General features: G+C 61.0%; 15 protein-coding genes. 11 read left to right on the top strand and 4 right to left on the bottom strand.

The window, feature by feature from the left end:
- Window positions 1-148 precede the first annotated feature (148 nt).
- Window positions 149-1,132: a hypothetical protein gene (locus tag C4J94_RS20590; protein ID WP_124387828.1), complete on the top strand. Its 984-nt coding sequence runs from the start codon at window positions 149-151 to the stop codon at window positions 1,130-1,132.
- Between the two features lie 108 nt (window positions 1,133-1,240).
- Here C4J94_RS20590 and C4J94_RS20585 read toward each other — a convergent pair whose 3' ends face one another.
- Window positions 1,241-4,132, bottom strand: a complete 2,892-nt coding sequence (locus C4J94_RS20585; RefSeq protein ID WP_124387827.1) for a ribonucleoside-diphosphate reductase subunit alpha — start codon at window positions 4,130-4,132, stop codon at window positions 1,241-1,243.
- A 601-nt stretch (window positions 4,133-4,733) separates the two neighbouring features.
- On the opposite strand from C4J94_RS20585, the gene C4J94_RS20580 reads away from it, so the two are divergent.
- The gene (locus C4J94_RS20580) at window positions 4,734-5,459 is read left to right on the top strand and encodes a response regulator (protein WP_124387826.1); all 726 of its coding nucleotides are present in this window, start codon (window positions 4,734-4,736) and stop codon (window positions 5,457-5,459) included.
- Entirely contained in the window at window positions 5,456-7,066 is a 1,611-nt protein-coding gene (locus tag C4J94_RS20575; protein ID WP_124387825.1) for an ATP-binding protein, read from the top strand. Before C4J94_RS20580 ends, C4J94_RS20575 begins: the two co-directional genes overlap by 4 nt.
- Window positions 7,067-7,146: 80 nt before the next feature.
- On the opposite strand, the gene C4J94_RS20570 is transcribed toward C4J94_RS20575, so the two are convergent.
- Window positions 7,147-7,863, bottom strand: a complete 717-nt coding sequence (locus C4J94_RS20570) for a 4'-phosphopantetheinyl transferase (RefSeq protein WP_124387824.1) — start codon at window positions 7,861-7,863, stop codon at window positions 7,147-7,149.
- A gap of 138 nt (window positions 7,864-8,001) precedes the next feature.
- On the opposite strand from C4J94_RS20570, the gene C4J94_RS20565 reads away from it, so the two are divergent.
- From C4J94_RS20565 to C4J94_RS20555, 3 genes are read left to right on the top strand one after another with little or no spacing between them, the layout of a single operon-like run.
- Complete coding sequence (locus tag C4J94_RS20565; RefSeq protein WP_124387823.1) at window positions 8,002-8,310, top strand: hypothetical protein; 309 nt, start codon at window positions 8,002-8,004, stop codon at window positions 8,308-8,310.
- 18 nt (window positions 8,311-8,328) lie between these two features.
- Window positions 8,329-9,006: a response regulator gene (locus C4J94_RS20560; RefSeq protein ID WP_010208358.1), complete on the top strand. Its 678-nt coding sequence runs from the start codon at window positions 8,329-8,331 to the stop codon at window positions 9,004-9,006.
- Window positions 9,003-10,349 (top strand): ATP-binding protein, encoded by a 1,347-nt coding sequence (locus tag C4J94_RS20555; protein WP_124387822.1) that lies wholly within the window; start codon window positions 9,003-9,005, stop codon window positions 10,347-10,349. The genes C4J94_RS20560 and C4J94_RS20555 overlap by 4 nt, the downstream gene beginning before the upstream one ends.
- A gap of 75 nt (window positions 10,350-10,424) precedes the next feature.
- Here C4J94_RS20555 and C4J94_RS20550 read toward each other — a convergent pair whose 3' ends face one another.
- Window positions 10,425-11,573, bottom strand: a complete 1,149-nt coding sequence (locus C4J94_RS20550) for an integrase core domain-containing protein (RefSeq protein WP_124384938.1) — start codon at window positions 11,571-11,573, stop codon at window positions 10,425-10,427.
- A 193-nt stretch (window positions 11,574-11,766) separates the two neighbouring features.
- Window positions 11,767-12,765 carry an AraC family transcriptional regulator gene (locus tag C4J94_RS20545; protein ID WP_124387821.1) on the bottom strand — a complete coding sequence of 333 codons (999 nt, stop codon included), beginning with the start codon at window positions 12,763-12,765 and terminating at the stop codon, window positions 11,767-11,769.
- 340 nt (window positions 12,766-13,105) lie between these two features.
- Between C4J94_RS20545 and C4J94_RS20540 the strand changes: the two genes are divergently transcribed.
- The 5 genes from C4J94_RS20540 to C4J94_RS20520 all read left to right on the top strand — a co-directional run bounded on the left by C4J94_RS20540 (window position 13,106) and on the right by C4J94_RS20520 (window position 19,050).
- Window positions 13,106-14,437 carry a dicarboxylate/amino acid:cation symporter gene (locus tag C4J94_RS20540; protein ID WP_124387820.1) on the top strand — a complete coding sequence of 444 codons (1,332 nt, stop codon included), beginning with the start codon at window positions 13,106-13,108 and terminating at the stop codon, window positions 14,435-14,437.
- A 254-nt stretch (window positions 14,438-14,691) separates the two neighbouring features.
- The gene (locus C4J94_RS20535; protein ID WP_124387819.1) at window positions 14,692-15,159 is read left to right on the top strand and encodes a (2Fe-2S)-binding protein; all 468 of its coding nucleotides are present in this window, start codon (window positions 14,692-14,694) and stop codon (window positions 15,157-15,159) included.
- A complete protein-coding gene (locus tag C4J94_RS20530) occupies window positions 15,156-17,477 on the top strand; it encodes a xanthine dehydrogenase family protein molybdopterin-binding subunit (protein WP_124387818.1) in 2,322 nt (773 codons plus the stop codon). The genes C4J94_RS20535 and C4J94_RS20530 overlap by 4 nt, the downstream gene beginning before the upstream one ends.
- Complete coding sequence (locus C4J94_RS20525) at window positions 17,477-18,463, top strand: XdhC family protein (protein WP_124387817.1); 987 nt, start codon at window positions 17,477-17,479, stop codon at window positions 18,461-18,463. Before C4J94_RS20530 ends, C4J94_RS20525 begins: the two co-directional genes overlap by 1 nt.
- Window positions 18,460-19,050: an NTP transferase domain-containing protein gene (locus tag C4J94_RS20520; protein ID WP_124387816.1), complete on the top strand. Its 591-nt coding sequence runs from the start codon at window positions 18,460-18,462 to the stop codon at window positions 19,048-19,050. The genes C4J94_RS20525 and C4J94_RS20520 overlap by 4 nt, the downstream gene beginning before the upstream one ends.
- Window positions 19,051-19,103 lie beyond the last annotated feature (53 nt).

Here is a 19,103-nt window from a genome sequence, read left to right as displayed (position 1 = left end):
TCAGGTTACTCGTTAACTGCCAGGGGAAGGAACGCGGCATAACCGTCTTGCCACTGATCGGACCAGAACCTCAGAGGTTCGCCAATCATGGGGGCGGGGTATGTGGAGTTCAGGGGTTTTCACAGCCGATACTGGGCGTGCTGGATTTATGCCAGGCGTGACGCGGAATGAATCGATACCGGTCACGCCTGATGCCGACAAGGCTGCGGTCAAAACCTTGCTCAACGAGCTGCTTGAGGCAAAGCAGTCAGGCAAGACGCAAACGATTCAGGATACGCGCGACAAGTTGAATGCGCTGCGTGAGAAGTTGGGGGACGAGAAATTCAAGGAAATCCTCAACAAGCTAAGGGAAGAGGCTTCTGCACAATTCCTTGAGTTTCTGAAGCAGCTGTTGAAAGAGTGGTTTCCCGACGATGATGATATAGCTCCACCTGCCCCGCCCTCGCCGAGGGGGGGTGGCGGCGGCGGTAGGGTGACCCCATCAGATTTTGGCCCCCGCGAGTCCATGAGTAACAAGGAGACTACCGAAGGTTCGAAATATTTCCATTACAAACCTGACAACAGCAGTCCTGGGAAAAAGCCGGACAATATATGGAGCGGCTTCAGCCAGGGACCTGATGGCAATTGCGTCACCGTTTCTGCCATCAAAGCCGCAATGATGCGGTATGGCCAGAAACCTACGGATGTCTTCAAGAAGGTTAATGAAACAAGCACAGGCTATGACGTGACGATGCGAGATGGTTTCAAGCTGTCTTTAACCAAGGATGAATTGAGGCAAGCTGCTACGCATGCCCGTTTCAGGGGCGACGACCCAGCCATGATGACCGATGCCAACTTCATGTATGCCGCGAGTGCCAAGCGGGCACAGATGGAAAACAACGATGGCACGGCAGGGCGCAGTTTCATGGCAGCGATGAACAGCCTCAACGATGGAGAGTACTCTCGTGAAGGCCTGGATCGCTTGGGGCTGAGGGGGCTTTACAGGCCGGCGACGGATGCTGACTTGAGACGCAGCAAAGTCGGGACAGTGGAGTACGGCGGTCATTCGATGGCTGTGATCGACGGCCGCATCGAGTTGTGGGGGCAGCGTGGCGGCGTGCCTCGTTCGGGTATGGCAACCGTGTTGATCTAGCCACCGACTGCTTTTCTGTCAGGCAAAAGAAACCCCTGACATACCCAACTGCAGGCTGGGTCTGTCAGGGGTTCAGTTCCGGCTTATCAAGCCCGGAACCACCTCAGCTTATTGGCAAGCTTCGCAATCCGGCTCATCGATCGCACAAGCCTTCGGCACCGGTGCCGGGCCGGCTGGCGCAGCGAGTACCGAGTCATCACCGTGGTTGCCGCTTGAAACAGCGTTGAGCTTACCGGTGTTGATGGTCGACTTCTCGGTGCTGGTCGCGGCCAGGGCACGGAGGTAGTAAGTGGTTTTCAGGCCACGATACCAAGCCATGCGGTAGGTCACGTCGAGTTTCTTGCCCGAAGCGCCGGCGATGTAGAGGTTCAGGGACTGTGCCTGGTCGATCCACTTCTGACGACGGCTGGCGGCGTCAACGATCCACTTGGTGTCCACTTCGAACGCCGTCGCGTAGAGCTCTTTGAGTTCTTGCGGGATGCGCTCGATCTGCTGCACCGAACCGTCGTAGTACTTGAGGTCGTTGATCATCACCGAGTCCCACAGGCCGCGGGCTTTCAGGTCGCGAACCAGGTACGGGTTGATCACGGTGAATTCGCCCGACAGGTTCGATTTCACATACAGGTTCTGGTAAGTCGGTTCGATCGACTGCGATACGCCAGTGATGTTGGCGATGGTCGCGGTCGGTGCGATGGCCATGATGTTGGAGTTACGAATACCTTTCTGCACACGGGCACGTACCGGCGCCCAGTCCAGGCTTTCGTTCAGGTCAACGTCGATGTACTTCTGGCCACGGGCTTCGATCAGGATCTGTTGCGAGTCCAGCGGCAGGATGCCTTTGGACCACAGCGAACCCTGGAACGTCTCGTAGGCGCCGCGCTCGTCAGCCAGGTCGCAGGAAGCCTGGATCGCGTAGTAGCTGACCGCTTCCATGGACTTGTCGGCGAACTCGACGGCGGCATCGGAACCGTAAGGAATGTGCTGCAGGTACAGCGCGTCCTGGAAGCCCATGATGCCCAGGCCGACCGGACGGTGCTTGAAGTTGGAGTTTTGCGCCTGTGGCACCGAGTAGTAGTTGATGTCGATCACGTTATCGAGCATGCGTACGGCGGTGTTGACGGTGCGTTCCAGCTTCGCGGTGTCGAGCTTGCCGTTGACGATATGGTTCGGCAGGTTGATCGAGCCCAGGTTGCAAACGGCGATCTCGTCCTTGTTGGTGTTCAAGGTGATCTCGGTGCACAGGTTCGAGCTGTGGACCACGCCAACGTGCTGCTGCGGGCTGCGCAGGTTGCACGGGTCTTTGAAGGTCAGCCATGGGTGGCCGGTTTCAAACAGCATCGACAGCATTTTGCGCCACAGGTCTTTGGCCTGGATGGTCTTGAACAGCTTGATCTTGCCAGGGTACTGGGACAGCGCTTCGTAGTACTCGTAGCGCTCTTCGAAGGCCTTGCCGGTCAGGTCGTGCAGGTCCGGAACTTCGGAGGGCGAGAACAGGGTCCACTGGCCATCATCGAAGACGCGCTTCATGAACAGGTCAGGGATCCAGTTGGCGGTGTTCATGTCGTGGGTACGACGACGATCATCACCGGTGTTCTTGCGCAGCTCGATGAACTCTTCAATGTCCATGTGCCAGGTTTCCAGGTAGGCACACACAGCGCCTTTGCGCTTGCCACCCTGGTTCACGGCGACGGCGGTGTCGTTCACTACTTTCAGGAACGGGACGACGCCCTGGGACTTGCCATTGGTGCCCTTGATGTACGAACCCAGTGCACGCACTGGAGTCCAGTCGTTGCCCAGGCCGCCGGCGAATTTGGACAACATGGCGTTGTCGTGGATCGCGTGGTAGATGCCCGACAGGTCATCCGGCACGGTGGTCAGATAGCAGCTCGACAGCTGTGGACGCAGGGTACCGGCGTTGAACAGGGTCGGGGTCGACGACATGTAGTCGAAGGACGACAACAGGTTGTAGAACTCGATGGCACGGTCTTCTTTGTGCTTCTCTTCGATCGCCAGGCCCATGGCCACGCGCATGAAGAACACCTGCGGCAGTTCGAAGCGGATCCCGTCCTTGTGAATGAAATAACGGTCGTACAGGGTTTGCAGGCCCAGGTAGGTGAACTGCTGGTCGCGCTCGTGGTTGATCGCCTTGCCGAGTTTTTCCAGGTCGAAGGTGGCCAGGATCGGGTTCAGCAATTCGAATTCGATACCCTTGGCGATGTAGGCAGGCAGGGCCTTGGCGTACAGGTCAGCCATCTCGTGGTGGGTGGCGCTGTCGGCCACGCCCAGGAAGCCCAGGCCTTCGGCGCGCAGGGTGTCCATCAGCAGGCGCGCGGTGACGAACGAGTAGTTCGGCTCGCGTTCAACCAGGGTACGGGCGGTCATCACCAGGGCGGTGTTGACGTCGGTCAGGGCCACGCCGTCGTACAGGTTCTTCAGGGTTTCGCGCTGGATCAGGTCACCATCGACTTCTTCCAGGCCTTCGCAGGCCTCGGTGATGATGGTGTTCAGGCGGCCCAGGTCCAGTGGCGCAAAGCTGCCATCGGCCAGGGTGATGCGGATCGACGGATGGGCTTGCACGGCTTCGGCGGCTGGCGCGTGCACGGCACGTTCCTTGGCGCGGGAGTCGCGATAGATCACGTAGTCGCGGGCAACTTTCTGCTCGCCGGCACGCATCAGGGCCAGTTCGACCTGGTCCTGGATTTCTTCGATGTGGATAGTGCCGCCCGACGGCATGCGACGCTTGAAGGTCGCAGTCACTTGTTCGGTCAGGCGTGCAACGGTGTCGTGGATGCGCGACGAAGCGGCAGCGTTGCCGCCTTCAACTGCAAGAAACGCTTTGGTGATGGCGACGGTGATCTTGTCATCGGTGTAAGGAACGACAGTACCGTTACGCTTGATCACGCGCAGTTGGCCAGGTGCAGTGGCGGACAGATCCATATTCGAATCGGCGGCCTGCGGCACGGAGCCCTGCGGGTTCTCGCGAGTTGTGTCGGTTTGCATGGGGGGTTGTCTCCACGTTCTATATTTGATTGCGAGTGTCAGGCTCTTCCTGCAACACCCGTACCGTTTTCCATATCGGGGATGGGAAACAGCTGCCATCCGCGTGAGCGGTTTGGTCTACTGAAAATCTGTTGGTTCCACGCAGCGCCTAATCATAAAGCGCTTGAATTTCGAGCCACTTGTGTGGTTGGGCGCCTTCAGCAAAAACCCTACATGTAGGGTCTTCTTCGGCGCCGAGGTACAAGATAATGCGTTTTTGAGGGGTTGGCAACGCAGTAACCTGTGGATAACGCTGTGGGTAAAATGTGTAAGAAAGGTGGAATGGGCGTGTAGGCCGCATAGCTGCTGGATTGCGCCGTTTGTCATTAAATGTTTCGGGCTCAAAACAACCTGCCCTTTTTGAAGGGCGCGAACCCTATCACAAAAAAAGGCGATCACCGAGTGGATTTCCCGGCTTGTGCTACAGGGTTGGGGCATGGCTACAATCGGGTTCTGTTATGCCCTCCAGACATGACAAACAGGGTGTGCCTGGCGAAGATCACACTGCACACATTCGACCCGAGTCCAACAGCAGCACTTCTTATAATAATGAGGACCACGCATGCAGCAGGAAGCCTGGCAGGTATTGATCGTCGAGGATGACCAGCGGCTCGCCGAGTTGACCCGCGAATACCTGGAGAGCAACGGCCTGCGGGTGTCGGTGGAGAACGACGGCGCCCAGGCGGCGGCGCGCATCATCGCCGAGCAGCCGGATGTGGTGATCCTCGACCTGATGCTGCCGGGCGAAGATGGCCTGAGCATCTGCCGCAAGGTACGCGAGCGCTATGATGGCGTGATCCTGATGCTGACGGCGCGTACCGATGACATGGACCAGGTGCTTGGCCTGGACATGGGGGCCGACGACTACGTGTGCAAACCCGTGCGTCCACGCTTGTTGCTGGCACGTATCCAGGCCCTGTTGCGGCGCAGCGAGCCGGTGTTGCCGGTCATGGCGCAAAACCAGCGTCGCCTGCAATTCGGCCCGTTGGTGGTCGACAGCGCCTTGCGCGAGGCCTGGTTGCACCAAAATGGTATCGAACTGACCAGTGCCGAGTTCGACCTGCTGTGGCTGCTGGTGGCGAACGCCGGGCGCATTCTGTCCCGCGAAGAAATCTTCATCGCCCTGCGCGGCGTCGGTTACGACGGCCAGGATCGCTCGATTGATGTGCGCATTTCACGTATTCGGCCGAAGATCGGCGATGACCCGATCCACCCGCGCCTGATCAAGACCATCCGCAGCAAAGGCTACCTGTTCGTTCCCGAAGCCGCCGCCGATATGCCGCTGTGAACTCGATCTTCCTGCGCATCTACGGCGGCATGTGCGCCGCGCTGATCCTGGTCGCGCTGCTGGGCGTGCTGGCGCTGCACTTGCTCAACGATGTGCGCAGCGGCCAATACCGTGAGCGCCTCGCCCACGGCACCTTCGCGCTGATGGGCGACAATCTGCAACCCATGAGCGCCATCGAGCGCCAGCGCGCCTTGGCGGTGTGGGAGCGATTGCTGGGCATTCCCCTGCAGTTGCGCACCTTCACCGACGCGCAACTGGACCTGAGGCAGCGCAAGCGCCTGCAGCGTGGCCAGGTCCTGGTGGAGCAGACGGGCCCCCATGCCGCGCGAGTGCTGCGGCTGGTCAGCGAACCGGAGCAGTTGGTGCTTACGGGCGAAGTGCAGCAGATCAGCGAGCAATTGGCCCGCGCCACGATCTATTTGCTGGCCGACGAACTGGTGCGGTTCCCGGTGGCCGAGCAACCGCAACGTTTGGCTGACTTGAAGCACGCCAAGGGCTTTGGTTTCGAGATGCACCTGATGACCCTCGACCAGACCGATATGGACGACGATCAGCGCCGTCGCGTGGCGGAAGGCGATACGGTGATGGCCTTGGGCAAGGGCGGTGATTCGATCCGCGTGTTTGCCGGCATGGTCGGTACGCCGTGGGTGCTGGAGATCGGTCCGCTGTACCAGATGAACCCGTACCCGGCGCAGTGGCTGGTCCTGATTGCGCTGATTGGCCTGACCCTGATCGGTTTGATCGTCTACCTGCTGGTGCGCCAGCTCGAACGCCGGCTCAAGGGGCTGGAGGCGGCGGCCACGCGCATCGCCAAGGGCAACCTGGAGGTTCGCGTACCGGCCCGTGGCGCCGACTCGGTGGGGCGGCTGGCGGCAGCGTTCAACGGCATGGCCGAGCATTTGCAACAATTGCTGGCGATCCAGCGTGAACTGGTGCGGGCGGTGTCCCACGAGCTGCGCACGCCGGTCGCGCGCCTGCGCTTCGGCCTGGAGATGATCGGCGACGCCACCACGCCCGAGGCGCGGCGCAAATACCTGGACGGCATGGACGGCGACATCCAGGACCTGGATGGCCTAGTGGACGAGATGCTCACTTACGCACGCCTGGAGCAGGGCGCGCCGGCGCTGGATTTCCAGCGTGTAGACCTCGATGCCTTGCTCGACCAGGTGATCGGCGAATTATCGCCACTGCGCCCGCAGGTCAGCGTCACCCGGGGTGCCTGCCTGTCATCGGCGCACTGGGACGATGCCTGGGTCGATGCCGAACCGCGCTACCTGCATCGCGCGCTGCAAAACCTGGTCACCAATGCCATGCGCCATGCCAAGGGCCAGGTGCTGATCAGTTATCAGGTGGGGCAGGTGCGTTGCCGTATCGACGTGGAAGACGATGGCCCCGGCGTGCCGGAAAGCGCCTGGGAGCGGATTTTCACGCCGTTCCTGCGCCTGGATGACAGTCGCACCCGTGCCTCGGGCGGGCATGGCCTGGGCTTGTCGATTGTGCGGCGGATTATCTATTGGCACGGTGGGCGGGCGCTGATCAGCAAGAGCAACAACCTGGGCGGGGCGTGTTTCAGCCTGAGTTGGCCCAGGGATCAGGACAAAGGCTGACATCGCCATCGGGGCAAGCCCCCTCCCACAGGGGACTGCGTTTCAAATGTGGGAGGGGGCTTGCCCCCGATAGCGGTCTATCAAGCGCCGACGGCCACCAGGCTCAGCAACTGGTCCCCCTCCACCGCAAACTGCCCAACCAGCTCTTTGCCATGACCCCACTCAGCCGACAGCTCGGTCAGCAACCTCAGCCGTATATGCCCGGCTTCGGTCCACTCCACAAGCTCAGCATGCTCAAAATAGAAGCGCTTCAGCACGATCGGGTAGAGCGCCTTGAACAAACTCTCCTTGGCCGAAAACGTCAGTGTCACCAGCAAGGCGATCTGTTCTCGCGGCACGGTGGCCATTCGTTGCAATTCATCCGGCGTCAGAATCTCCCCGGCCAGGCGTTCCGCCCGCTCCAGCGTCAGCAGGTTTTCCAGGTCCATTCCGAGACCGCGCCACTGCGCCTTATGCCCGACAATCGCCGCGGCATGCCCGTTGCTGTGGGTAATGGAGCCACTGATGTGCCCAGGCCAGACCGGCGCGCGGTCGTCACCGATGGCCGGGATGCAGTCCAGATGATCGAGGCGTTGCAGCGCTTCGCGGGCGCACAAGCGGCCGGCGAGGAACTCCGCCTGGCGCTTGGCCACCGAGCGCTGAATGCTCGCGGGCGGCGGCACGGCGCTGCGCTGGAAATCGTCGGGGTTCAATAGGCTCGGGTCGAATCGCGTGCTCAAGAACACCGTGCCCGGCAATGGAGCGGGCAGCGGCCAATGGGCATCGAATGGGGTGCAACAGGCGGGTAGGGTCGTCATGCGCAACATTTTGCCGAGTTGGCGCGCCAGTGCCTAGTCCGTTGCGGTTCAGGCCGGGTTCAGAGCCTGTTCAGGGGGAGTTCAGGGGCGTTTGCGTAGTGTGAGCGTCACAGCCTAAACGCGTACGAGGTAACGACCATGACTGCGATCAAGAAGCTGATGTTGGCGTTGACCATGCTCAGTGCCACCGCCGGCGCCCAAGCCAGCGATAGCACCTTTGCCGCATTTGACCGCGAGAAGACCCGCAAACCCAGCAACCTGATCCACCGTGTCAGCTTCGAAGAGGTGAGCGTGCAGGCCGCGCCGTGGGGTCAGTCCCTGGGCGCCGCCACCCCTCAACCGGGTTACCGCACCGGCTACGCGCCGCTGTCAGGCCACTACAATGGCATTAAACTGCGCCCGCAAGACTTGCAGGGCCGCTATGATATCCCTCGCTCGGACTGTTGAATTGCCTTGGAGAGCCTTATGAAATTGTTGGTGGTGGAAGATGAGGCGCTGTTGCGTCATCACCTGTTTACCCGCCTGACCGACAGCGGACACGTCGTCGAAGCCGTGGCCAATGCCGAGGAAGCCCTGTACCAGACCGGCCAATTCAACCATGACCTGGCGATCATCGACCTGGGCCTGCCCGGCATGGGCGGCCTGGACCTGATCCGGCAACTGCGCACCCAGGCCAAGACCTTTCCGATCCTGATCCTGACCGCCCGTGGCAACTGGCAGGACAAAGTCGAAGGCCTGGCCGCCGGTGCCGACGACTACGTGGTCAAGCCGTTCCAGTTCGAAGAACTGGAGGCGCGGATGAACGCCCTGCTGCGCCGTTCCAGCGGCTTTACCCAGTCCACCATCGTCGCCGGGCCGCTGCTGCTGGACCTCAACCGCAAGCAGGCGTCGCTGGATGAACAGCCGCTGGCGCTGACCGCCTACGAATACCGGATCCTCGAATACCTGATGCGCCACCATCAACAGGTGGTGGCCAAGGACCGCTTGATGGAACAGCTCTATCCGGATGACGACGAGCGGGATCCAAACGTCATCGAAGTGCTGGTCGGTCGCCTGCGCCGCAAGCTGGAAGGCCCGGCCGGGTTCAAGCCGATCGACACCGTGCGCGGCCTGGGCTACCTGTTCAATGAGCGCTGCCGTTGATTCGCTCGCTACGCGTGCGCCTGATGCTGGCCGCCGCCACCCTGGCGGTGCTGTTTATGCTCGGCTTGCTGCCTGCCATGCAAGGCGCGTTCAGCCTGGCGTTGCAGGATTCCATCGAACAGCGCCTGGCGTCGGATGTCACCACCCTGATCTCCGCGGCACGCGTGGAAAACAACCGGCTGCTGATGCCGGCGCAATTGCCCGATGAGCGCTTCAATCTGACCGACAGCCGTCTGCTCGGCTATATCTACGACCGCGAAGGCCACCTGGTGTGGCGCTCGCGGGCAACCCAGGAAGAAAACATCAACTACAAGCCGCGCTACGATGGGCGCGGCAACGAATTTGCGCGCATTCGCGAGGCCAACGGCCAGGAATTCTTCGTCTACGACGTCGAGGTCCGCTTGCTGGGCGGCAAGAGTGCGGCGTTCAGCATCGTCGCCTTGCAACCGGTGCGCGAGTACCAGCTGACCCTCGAAGGCCTGCGCGAGAATCTCTACCTGGGGTTCGGCGCGGCGTTGCTGGTGCTGTTGACGCTGCTCTGGCTTGGCCTGACCTGGGGCCTGCAGGCCCTGCGGCGGCTGAGCCAGGAGCTGGACCAGATCGAAGGCGGCACCCGTGAAAGCCTCAGCGAAGAGCACCCTCGCGAACTGCTGCGCCTCACCGGTTCCCTCAACCGTTTGCTGCACAGCGAGCGCGAGCAGCGTGCGCGTTACCGCGACTCGCTGGATGACCTGGCTCATAGTCTGAAAACCCCGCTGGCGGTACTGCAGGGCGTGAGTGAAGACATGGCGCAACGCCCCGAAGAACGCAGCCAGGCCTGGGTGCTGCAATCGCAGATCGAGCGCATGAGCCAGCAGATCGGCTATCAATTGCAGCGCGCCAGCCTGCGCAAGAGCGGCCTGGTACGCCACCAGGTGCGCCTGGAACCGGTGCTGCAAAGCCTGTGTGACACGTTGGACAAGGTATACCGGGACAAGCGCGTCACCGTGTTCTTTGAGCTGCCGGATGAGTGTGACGTGCCCATCGAAAAAGGCGCCCTGCTCGAAATGCTCGGTAACCTGCTGGAAAACGCCTATCGCCTATGCCTTAGCAAAGTGCGCATCAGCCTGGTGGAAAACCCCGAGGGCAATGAGCTGTGTATCGAGGACGACGGCCCCGGTGTTCCACCGGACCAGCGCGCGCGGATTCTGCAGCGGGGCGAACGGCTCGACCGCCAGCACCCGGGGCAGGGGATCGGGCTGGCAGTGGTCAAGGACATCATCGAAAGCTATCACGCGCGGTTGACCTTGGGTGATTCGGCGCTGGGGGGGGCGGCGTTCAGGATTCATTTTCCGGCCGTGTGATTAGTAGTGACTGGGCTGGCGCTATCGGGGTGTAGAACCGTAGACATCGTTTACATCTGAAACCGGGGACATCGTTTACACATTTGAGGCCTGGACGCGGGTCATACCTCGCCCAAGCCTCCCCAGGGGATAATCACACAGGTACAAATCCCAAACATCATCTTCAACTTCTTTGAGTCCTATCCTTTCCCCAGATAGTGCCTCGCTGACAAATAACAACTTGCCGTTCCATTTGATCGATCCGTCCTGTCTGACGCTGCGAACCCTCATTTCTGCGGGATACTCCACATCGGGCAAACAACCTGGGTAAAGTCGGGTAGACGGCACATATAGGTCTCCCGGACGTTTCATGCCGAGGGCTTCATGAGGGCGTACGTAATTGAACTCATGCCTGAAATGCTCCAGCAAAAGCTGCTGCTCGACTAAGTTTTTCCCTATGGGCAGCTCAAGTTTCAAACTACGGTGCATTCGCTCATGGCGACCATTCTGGGCGGGTCTTCCTGGCATGGTGCGCTCCGGATAGATGCCCAGACGAATCCACCAAACTGCCAATGTGGACATTCTTGCCAGACCCGGAGAGGCGAACGGAACCCCGTTGTCCGAACGGATAACTTCCGGCATGCCGTACTCCTGAAAAAGCCTTTCAAATGCTTGTTTTACTGGCTGGGTCTTGATCTGGGGATGGGCCCTGCACGCCAGAATCATCCGGGACGCGTGGTCTGTAACGGTCAAAGGGAAGCACATCTGCGCGTCAAGCATCTTGAATTGCCCTTTGTAATCAGCGCACCAAGTCTTGTTAGGTTCGTTGGCCTCTCGCATTTCTGCCTGGGAAATACTGTGCCGGCGCTTGAAACGTCGTTTGTTGACGAGCCCAAGTCGATCAAGCCACTGGCCCGCTGTACTTGGAGAAGGCCAGGCGACGGAAGGATCTTCAAGCCGTAATAGTTCGAGAAGCTTCTTAGGCCCCCATTTATCGTGGGCCTCCTTCATCGCCACCACACGAGCCAAAATCTCGTCGTCGGTTTTATTTGGGCTGTTGTGAGGTCGTCGGGACAGCTCGGATAAGGACTTTAAATCACCGTTGTGCCGGGCAATCCATTTGTCGACCGTAGGCCGACTAACGTCAAAGCGACGTGCCAACTGGCTTTTGGTGTAGTTGCCGGAAAGCCAGTCGGCGACCAGTCTGATTCGTTGATTCATCGGAGACTCTTGGTTCCAGGGCATGATCAGTTACCTCCTGATCATGCGTATTAACCTGTAAACCATGTCCCCGGTTAGAAATGTAAACGATGTCCCCGGTTTGTACCGGGGCAAGCCCCTCCCACAGTTTGAATGTATTCACAAATCAAACTGTGTGAACCCAGTCAAATGTGGGAGGGGGCTTGCCCCCGATGAGGCCCTCACCCACACCACCCTTCTAACTCTCTTGCGCCCGATAGGCCCCTGGCGTCAGCCCCGTCCACTTCTTGAACGCCCGATGAAACGCCGACGGCTCGGAGAACCCCAGCTGCTCTGCAATTTCCTGCAAAGACAAATCCGCTCGCCCCAAGTGATAAATGGCGATGTCTCGCCGTAACTCATCCTTCAACGCCTGAAAGCTGGTGCCTTCCTCACGCAAATGCCGGCGCAGGGTCTGTGGGCTGATATGCAGGTGCTGGGCGACGGCTTCCAGGTCCGGCCAGGGCGTGCGGTCGCGGCTCAGCAAGCGGCGCAGTTGGCTGCTCAAGCTGTCGCCTTCATCCGGGCGAGACAGCAGGTCGGCGGGGGAACGCTGTAGAAAATGCTTGAGCGTGCGTTCGTCCTGCAACAGCGGCAGGCTCAGGTACCGAGCGGGAAACACCAGGCTGCTGTTCGGTGCACCGAATACGAGGGAGCAGGGGAACAACAAGTCATATTCAGCGGCGTGGGGCGGCATCGGATAACTGAAGGTGACTTGATGCAGCCGAATACGCTGGCCGATCAACCAACTGCCCAGGCGATGCCAGATCACCAGCAGGCATTCACTGAGAAAGTGGTCCGGGTCCCACAAGGGCGAGTCATCCAGGCTCAAGCGAACCATGTCGTCTTCTCTTGTCAGCTGCCAGCGCGGGCCGTGTGGGAATAGGCTATAAAATAATAAGCCGCGCTCCAGCGCCTTCTCCAGCGTGCGGCAATGAATCAGCGCATGGCACATCATGGCAAAGGTGCCGCGTTTGCTCGAACCCTCGGCGAAACCCAGGTATTCGTCATCCAGCGCCAGCCAGAGCATTTGCAGCAACCGGGTGAATTGCTCCGGCGCGATACGCGCGCGGGGTTCGCTCAACAGTTCGGGGCTGATGCCCGCCTGCTGCAACAGGCCCGAGTAGTCGTAACCGGCGCGGCGCGCTCCGCCCAGGGCAGCGCGGGCGAAATGACTGGCGATGGTGCGTTCACGCATGACAGGGCCTCGTCCATGGAGTGGCGGATGGTAGTCATCACCCTGCGACGCGACAAGGCGGATATCCGCCAAATTCCAGGATGCGATTGGGCTGCTCGGCGGAAAACCGCCATCTCGTCCGCGGCCTGAGAGGGGCTCTGGAAACCTTCGGGCCTAATCTCTAAAGGCCTTCAGGGTATTTAAAGCAAAGTGGCACGACGTTTGCGATAAGGATTACAGCGCAGGCGTGTTCCTACAGGCTTCGCAAACAACAAATCCCTCCAGTGCAGGAGGGTTCGCAATTCAAGTGTCGTGGGCAACGGCGGATCTTTGCCACACGGGACGATTGAGGAACTTTGCAATGACGACTCGTCAGCCACTGTACAAATCCCTGTATTTCCAGGTGATCGTTGCAATCGTTATCGGTATTTTGCTCGGTCACTTCTACCCGCAGACCGGCGTGGCGCTCAAGCCACTGGGTGACGGCTTTATCAAGCTGATCAAGATGGTCATCGCCCCGATTATCTTCTGCACCGTAGTCAGCGGCATCGCTGGCATGCAAAGCATGAAATCGGTCGGCAAAACCGGCGGCTACGCGCTGCTGTATTTCGAAATCGTCTCCACCATCGCCCTGCTGATCGGCCTGGTCGTGGTCAACGTTGTACAGCCGGGCGCCGGCATGCACATCGACGTGGCTACCCTGGATGCTTCGAAAGTCGCGGCCTATGTGACTGCCGGTGCAGACCAGAGCATCGTTGGCTTCCTGCTCAACGTCATCCCGAACACCATCGTCGGCGCGTTCGCCACCGGTGACATCCTGCAAGTACTGATGTTCTCGGTGATCTTCGGTTTCGCCCTGCACCGCCTGGGTGCCTACGGCAAGCCGGTGCTGGACTTCATCGATCGCTTCGCCCACGTGATGTTCAACATCATCAACATGATCATGAAGCTCGCGCCAATTGGTGCCCTGGGCGCCATGGCCTTCACCATCGGTGCCTACGGTGTGGGTTCCCTGGTGCAACTGGGCCAGTTGATGATCTGTTTCTACATCACCTGCATCCTGTTCGTGGTGGTGGTGCTGGGTGCGATCTGCCGCGCGCATGGTTTCAGCGTGTTGAAGCTGGTTCGCTACATCCGTGAGGAGCTGCTGATCGTACTGGGTACGTCCTCCTCCGAATCCGCGCTGCCACGCATGCTGATCAAGATGGAGCGTCTGGGCGCGAAGAAATCCGTGGTCGGCCTGGTGATCCCAACCGGCTACTCGTTCAACCTTGACGGTACCTCGATCTACCTGACCATGGCCGCCGTGTTCATCGCCCAGGCGACCGACACGCACATGGACATCACCCATCAGATCACCCTGCTGCTGGTGCTGTTGCTGTCCTCCAAGGGCGCCGCCGGTGTGACGGGCAGCGGTTTCATCGTACTGGCTGCAACCCTGTCGGCCGTCGGCCACCTGCCGGTTGCCGGCCTGGCGCTGATCCTGGGTATCGACCGCTTCATGTCCGAAGCCCGTGCGCTGACCAACCTGGTGGGTAACGCGGTTGCCACCATCGTTGTCGCCAAATGGGTCAACGAACTGGACACCGACAAGCTGCAAAGCGAACTGGCGTCCGGCGGTACCGGTATCTCCGACACCCGCCCGGAAGATGACCTGGGTGTGGCCGAAGGCCCAGCGCCTGTAGTCAAGTAAGCCGCTGATGGCGTGAACCTGCGCCGCTCAGTTATCCGCAAGCGCCCCGACCTGTTCGGGGCGTTTGCGTTTCTGCCCGCTGACTTTCGACCGTTTTGGTTTACATTAAGTGAATGCTCCACCAAAGGCCCGGTGAAGACCTGTCTTCACAAGAGAGCCTCCTCAGCCTGAGCCAATCTGTGCGCACCGAACCGCGTGACCTCCTGCAACAGATTGCTCGCCCCTAACAATGCAATGAACAGGCGGGCGTGCCCATGATTACCCTGAAACTCAACGGTCAAGACCACCCACTGGATGTCACCGAGGATATGCCGCTGCTGTGGGCGATTCGCGATGTGGCGGGCTACAACGGCACCAAGTTCGGTTGCGGCATGGGCCTGTGCGGTGCCTGCACCATCCATATCGACGGTGCGCCCGCGCGCAGTTGCATCACCCCGATCGGCTCGGTCAAAGGCCAGGCCATCAGCACCATCGACAACCTGCATACCGATCCTGTCGGCCAAGTGGTACAGCAAGCCTGGCTGGACACCGCTGTGGCGCAGTGCGGTTACTGCCAGGGTGGGCAGATCATGTCGGCCACCGCGCTGCTCAAAACCAACCCCAATCCCAGTGACGAACAGATCGAGGAGGCCATGGTCGGCAACATTTGCCGTTGTGGCACCTACAACCGAATCAAGACCGCGATCCGCCAGGCAGCCACTCATCTGGGGGCGAAGGCATGAGCCGGTTACCCGCTGATTTCGTACTCACTAACCTCAGTCGTCGCGGCTTTCTCAAAGGCGCGGGTGCCACTGGTGCGCTGGTGATTGCCGCCAGTTGGGGCCTGCCGGATGCGTTCGCCGCCGATGCGGTTAAACCGTATGGCGGCGATGCGATGCCCAATGGGCTGATCGACGACCCCAAGGTCTATGTCAGCATTGCCACCGACGGCACGGTGACCGTGATGTGCAACCGTTCGGAGATGGGGCAGGGCGTGCGCACCAGTCTCAGCCTGGTGGTGGCCGATGAGCTGGAAGCCGATTGGGCCAAGGTGAAGGTCCAGCAAGCGCCGGGTGATGAGGTGCGTTATGGCAACCAGGACACTGACGGCTCGCGCAGCATGCGTCACTGGTATGAGCCGATGCGGCGTTGCGGCGCCAGCGTGCGGGCGATGCTGGAGCAGGCCGCTGCCGAGCAGTGGAAGGTCCCGGTCAGTGAGTGCCGTGCGCAATTGCACAAGGTGACCCACCAACCGAGTGGGCGCGAACTGGGCTATGGCGAGCTGGCGACGGCTGCCGGTGCGTTGGCCGTTCCCGCGCGTGACAGCCTGCGCCTCAAGCAGCCAGCGGAGTTTCGCTATATCGGCAAAGAAGGCGTCAAGGCCATCGATGGCGTCGATATCGTCAACGGCACTGCAGTCTATGGTGCCGACGTGCATTTAGACGGCATGCTCTACGCCACCATCGCGCGGCCGAAGGTGTATGGCGGCAAAGTCAAATCCTTCGATGCCAGTGCGGCGCTGAAAGTGCCGGGCGTGATCAAGGTGCTGGAAATCGAAAGCCGTCCGATCCCCTCCGAGTTCCAGCCCCTGGGTGGCGTGGCCGTGGTGGCCAGCAATACCTGGGCGGCGCTCAAGGGCCGTGACGCGCTGAACATCGTGTGGGACGACGGCGTCAACGCCAGCTACAACTCCGTGGATTATCGCAGGGAGCTTGAGGCCGCCGCCCGACAGCCCGGCAAAGTGGTGCGTAATACCGGCACCCTCGACCAGGCCATGGGCGAGGCCGACAGCACCTTGGAGGCGGCCTACTACCTGCCGCACCTGGCGCAGTCGCCGATGGAGCCGATGGTCGCCGTGGCCCGTTTCGACAAGGGCCAGTGCGAAGCCTGGGCGCCGAGCCAGGCACCACAAGTCACCCGCGAACGCATCGCCGAGCGCCTGGGCCTGCCCTTCGATAACGTCACGGTGCACGTGACCTTGCTGGGCGGTGGTTTCGGGCGCAAGTCCAAGCCGGACTTCGTCATCGAAGCCGCCGTACTGGCCAAGCAGTTTCCGGGCAAAGCCGTGCGCGTGCAGTGGACCCGTGAAGATGACATCCACAATTCCTATTTTCATACCGTGTCCGCCGAATACCTCAAGGCCGGCCTGAACAAAGACGGCCTGCCCGCCGCCTGGCTGCACCGTACGGTCGCGCCGAGCATCACGGCGCTGTTCGCACCGGGGATGAACCACGAAGCGGCGTTCGAACTGGGCATGGGCTTTACCAACATGGCCTACGCCATTCCCAACGTGCGCCTGGAAAACCCCGAAGCGTCGGCGCATACCCGCGTGGGTTGGTACCGCTCGGTGTCGAACATTCCCCACGGTTTTGCCATCCAGAGTTTTGTCGATGAGCTGGCGCACAAGGCCGGCCAGGACCCGTTGCAGTACCAAATCAAATTGCTCGGCCCGGACCGTCAGATCGATCCGAAAACCTTGAGTGACGAGTGGAACTACGGCGAATCCCCCGAGCGTTACCCGATCGACACCGCACGCCTGCGTGGCGTACTGGAAACCGCCGCCAAGGCCGCCGGCTGGGGGCGTAAGCTGCCCAAGGGGCGTGGCCTGGGGCTGGCGGTGCACTACAGCTTCGTCACCTACGTGGCGGCGGTGATCGAGGTGGAAGTCAAGGATGACGGTACGCTGATCGTGCACAAGGCCGATATCGCCGTGGACTGCGGCCCGCAAATCAACCCGGAACGCATTCGCTCGCAGTTCGAGGGCGCGTGTGTCATGGGCTTGGGCAACGCAGTGCTGGGCGAGATCAGTTTCAAGGACGGCAAGGTCCAGCAAGACAACTTTCATATGTACGAAGTGGCGCGCATGTCCCTGGCGCCCAGGCAAATCGCCGTGCACCTGGTGACGCCGGCAGGCGAAGTGCCGTTGGGCGGTGTCGGTGAACCTGGTGTACCGCCGATTGCGCCGGCGTTGTGCAATGCGATTTTTGCGGCGACCGGCCAGCGTATCCGCAGCCTGCCGATACGCTACCAGTTGCAGGGTTGGCAGGAGGCGAAGGCCTGATGGACAGTGTGGACCTGAATGTCTTGCGCAGCGTGCTGGAGTGGCGCCGCGCCGGGCAACGCGTGATTCTGTACAGCGTGGTGCAGACCTGGGGCAGTGCGCCGCGCCCACCCGGAGCGATGCTGGCCTTGCGTGGCGACGGGGTGGTGATCGGCTCGGTGTCCGGCGGCTGCATCGAAGACGACTTGATCGCACGCTTGCAGGATGGCCGCTTGCCGGACGACGGTCCGCCCGTGCAATTGGTGACCTACGGCGTCACCCGCGATGAGGCGGCGCGTTTCGGCCTGCCCTGCGGCGGCACGCTGCGTCTGACCGAGGAGCGGGTGGATGACTGGGAGTGGGTCGAGCAATTGCTGGCACGCTGCGAGGATCATGAGATCGTTGCGCGGGAGCTGGACCTGGCCACTGGCAATGTGACCCTGACTGCCGCGAGCAAGACCGATGGGGTGGTCTTTGATGAGCAACGCTTGCGCGCGATCTACGGGCCGCGCTGGCGCCTGCTGTTGATCGGCGCCGGGCAATTGTCGCGCTACGTAGCGGAAATGGCGCGCTTGCTCGACTTTGAAGTGCTGATCTGCGACCCGCGTGAAGAGTTTGTCTATGGCTGGGAGGAACAGCACGGCCGCTTCGTGCCGGGCATGCCTGATGAAGCGGTGCTCAATATCCAGACCGACGAACGCACGGCAATCGTCTGCCTGACCCACGATCCGCGCCTGGATGACATGGCCTTGCTCACCGCGTTGAATTCCAGCGCGTTCTATATCGGCGCCCTGGGTTCGCGGGTCAACACGCAGAAACGCCGGGAAAACCTGGCGGCGCTGGGATTGTCGGCGGATGCGATTGCGCGCTTGCATGGGCCAATCGGCTTGCACATCGGCAGCCATACCCCGGCGGAAATCGCGCTGTCGCTCATGGCGGAAATCGTCGCGATCAAGAACGGCGTGGCGCCTTTGCAGAAGAAGCCGCTGCCGGTGGTTGCCGAGTGACAATCACGGCGATCGTGCTGGCGGCGGGGCAGGGCAGTCGCTTTCGCGCCGCGGCCGGCGCCGACCGCGATAAATTGCTGGCGGAGTGCGTCGGCCTGGACGGCGTGACGCGGTCGGTGATCGAGCAGGTATTGGTGAATCTGCCAGCCAGCGTGACGGAGCGCTGGGTGGTGACTTCGCCGGATCGCGAGCCCGTCGTTCGGTTGGCGCAGGCACATGGTTGCAAGGTCTTGCTGCTGCAGTCGGCCGGCATGGGCGACAGTATTGCGGCGGCGGTTGCGGCCAGTGGCTTGGCACAGGGGTGGCTGGTGGTGCTGGGGGATATGCCGTTTATCCGAACCAACAGCATCGAGCAAGTGATCAATGCGCTGGAAGCGGGTGGCATCAGCGTGCCGGTGCATGCGGGTGAGCATGGGCATCCCGTGGCCTTTGACCGTGCGCTGGGCACGGACTTGATGGCGCTGACGGGGGATCGTGGCGCAAAGCGACTATTCGCGCGTGCTTGGGTGAGTGAAGTGCCGCTAGAGGATGGCGGCGTTCTCTGGGATGTGGACGTGCCACAGCGGTTGAATTTTGACGCGTATTAAATTGTGGGAGGGGGCTTGCCCTAATGCCAGTGTAGGAGTGAGCTTGCTCGCGA

Source organism: Pseudomonas sp. R5-89-07 (assembly GCF_003851685.1).
GTDB lineage: Bacteria > Pseudomonadota > Gammaproteobacteria > Pseudomonadales > Pseudomonadaceae > Aquipseudomonas.
Note: the sequence above shows the minus strand (reverse complement) of the source record. Positions and strands in the feature narration are given on the sequence as shown.

What these genes read in the sequence shown, in the direction of transcription:
- C4J94_RS20590 (WP_124387828.1), top strand. Translation starts at nt 149, where the DNA reads ATGCCAGGCGTGACGCGGAATGAATCGATACCGGTCACGCCTGATGCC.
- C4J94_RS20585 (WP_124387827.1), bottom strand. Translation starts at nt 4,132, where the DNA reads ATGCAAACCGACACAACTCGCGAGAACCCGCAGGGCTCCGTGCCGCAG.
- C4J94_RS20580 (WP_124387826.1), top strand. Translation starts at nt 4,734, where the DNA reads ATGCAGCAGGAAGCCTGGCAGGTATTGATCGTCGAGGATGACCAGCGG.
- C4J94_RS20570 (WP_124387824.1), bottom strand. Translation starts at nt 7,863, where the DNA reads ATGACGACCCTACCCGCCTGTTGCACCCCATTCGATGCCCATTGGCCG.
- C4J94_RS20565 (WP_124387823.1), top strand. Translation starts at nt 8,002, where the DNA reads ATGACTGCGATCAAGAAGCTGATGTTGGCGTTGACCATGCTCAGTGCC.
- C4J94_RS20560 (WP_010208358.1), top strand. Translation starts at nt 8,329, where the DNA reads ATGAAATTGTTGGTGGTGGAAGATGAGGCGCTGTTGCGTCATCACCTG.
- C4J94_RS20550 (WP_124384938.1), bottom strand. Translation starts at nt 11,573, where the DNA reads ATGCCCTGGAACCAAGAGTCTCCGATGAATCAACGAATCAGACTGGTC.
- C4J94_RS20545 (WP_124387821.1), bottom strand. Translation starts at nt 12,765, where the DNA reads ATGCGTGAACGCACCATCGCCAGTCATTTCGCCCGCGCTGCCCTGGGC.
- C4J94_RS20540 (WP_124387820.1), top strand. Translation starts at nt 13,106, where the DNA reads ATGACGACTCGTCAGCCACTGTACAAATCCCTGTATTTCCAGGTGATC.
- C4J94_RS20535 (WP_124387819.1), top strand. Translation starts at nt 14,692, where the DNA reads ATGATTACCCTGAAACTCAACGGTCAAGACCACCCACTGGATGTCACC.
- C4J94_RS20530 (WP_124387818.1), top strand. Translation starts at nt 15,156, where the DNA reads ATGAGCCGGTTACCCGCTGATTTCGTACTCACTAACCTCAGTCGTCGC.
- C4J94_RS20525 (WP_124387817.1), top strand. Translation starts at nt 17,477, where the DNA reads ATGGACAGTGTGGACCTGAATGTCTTGCGCAGCGTGCTGGAGTGGCGC.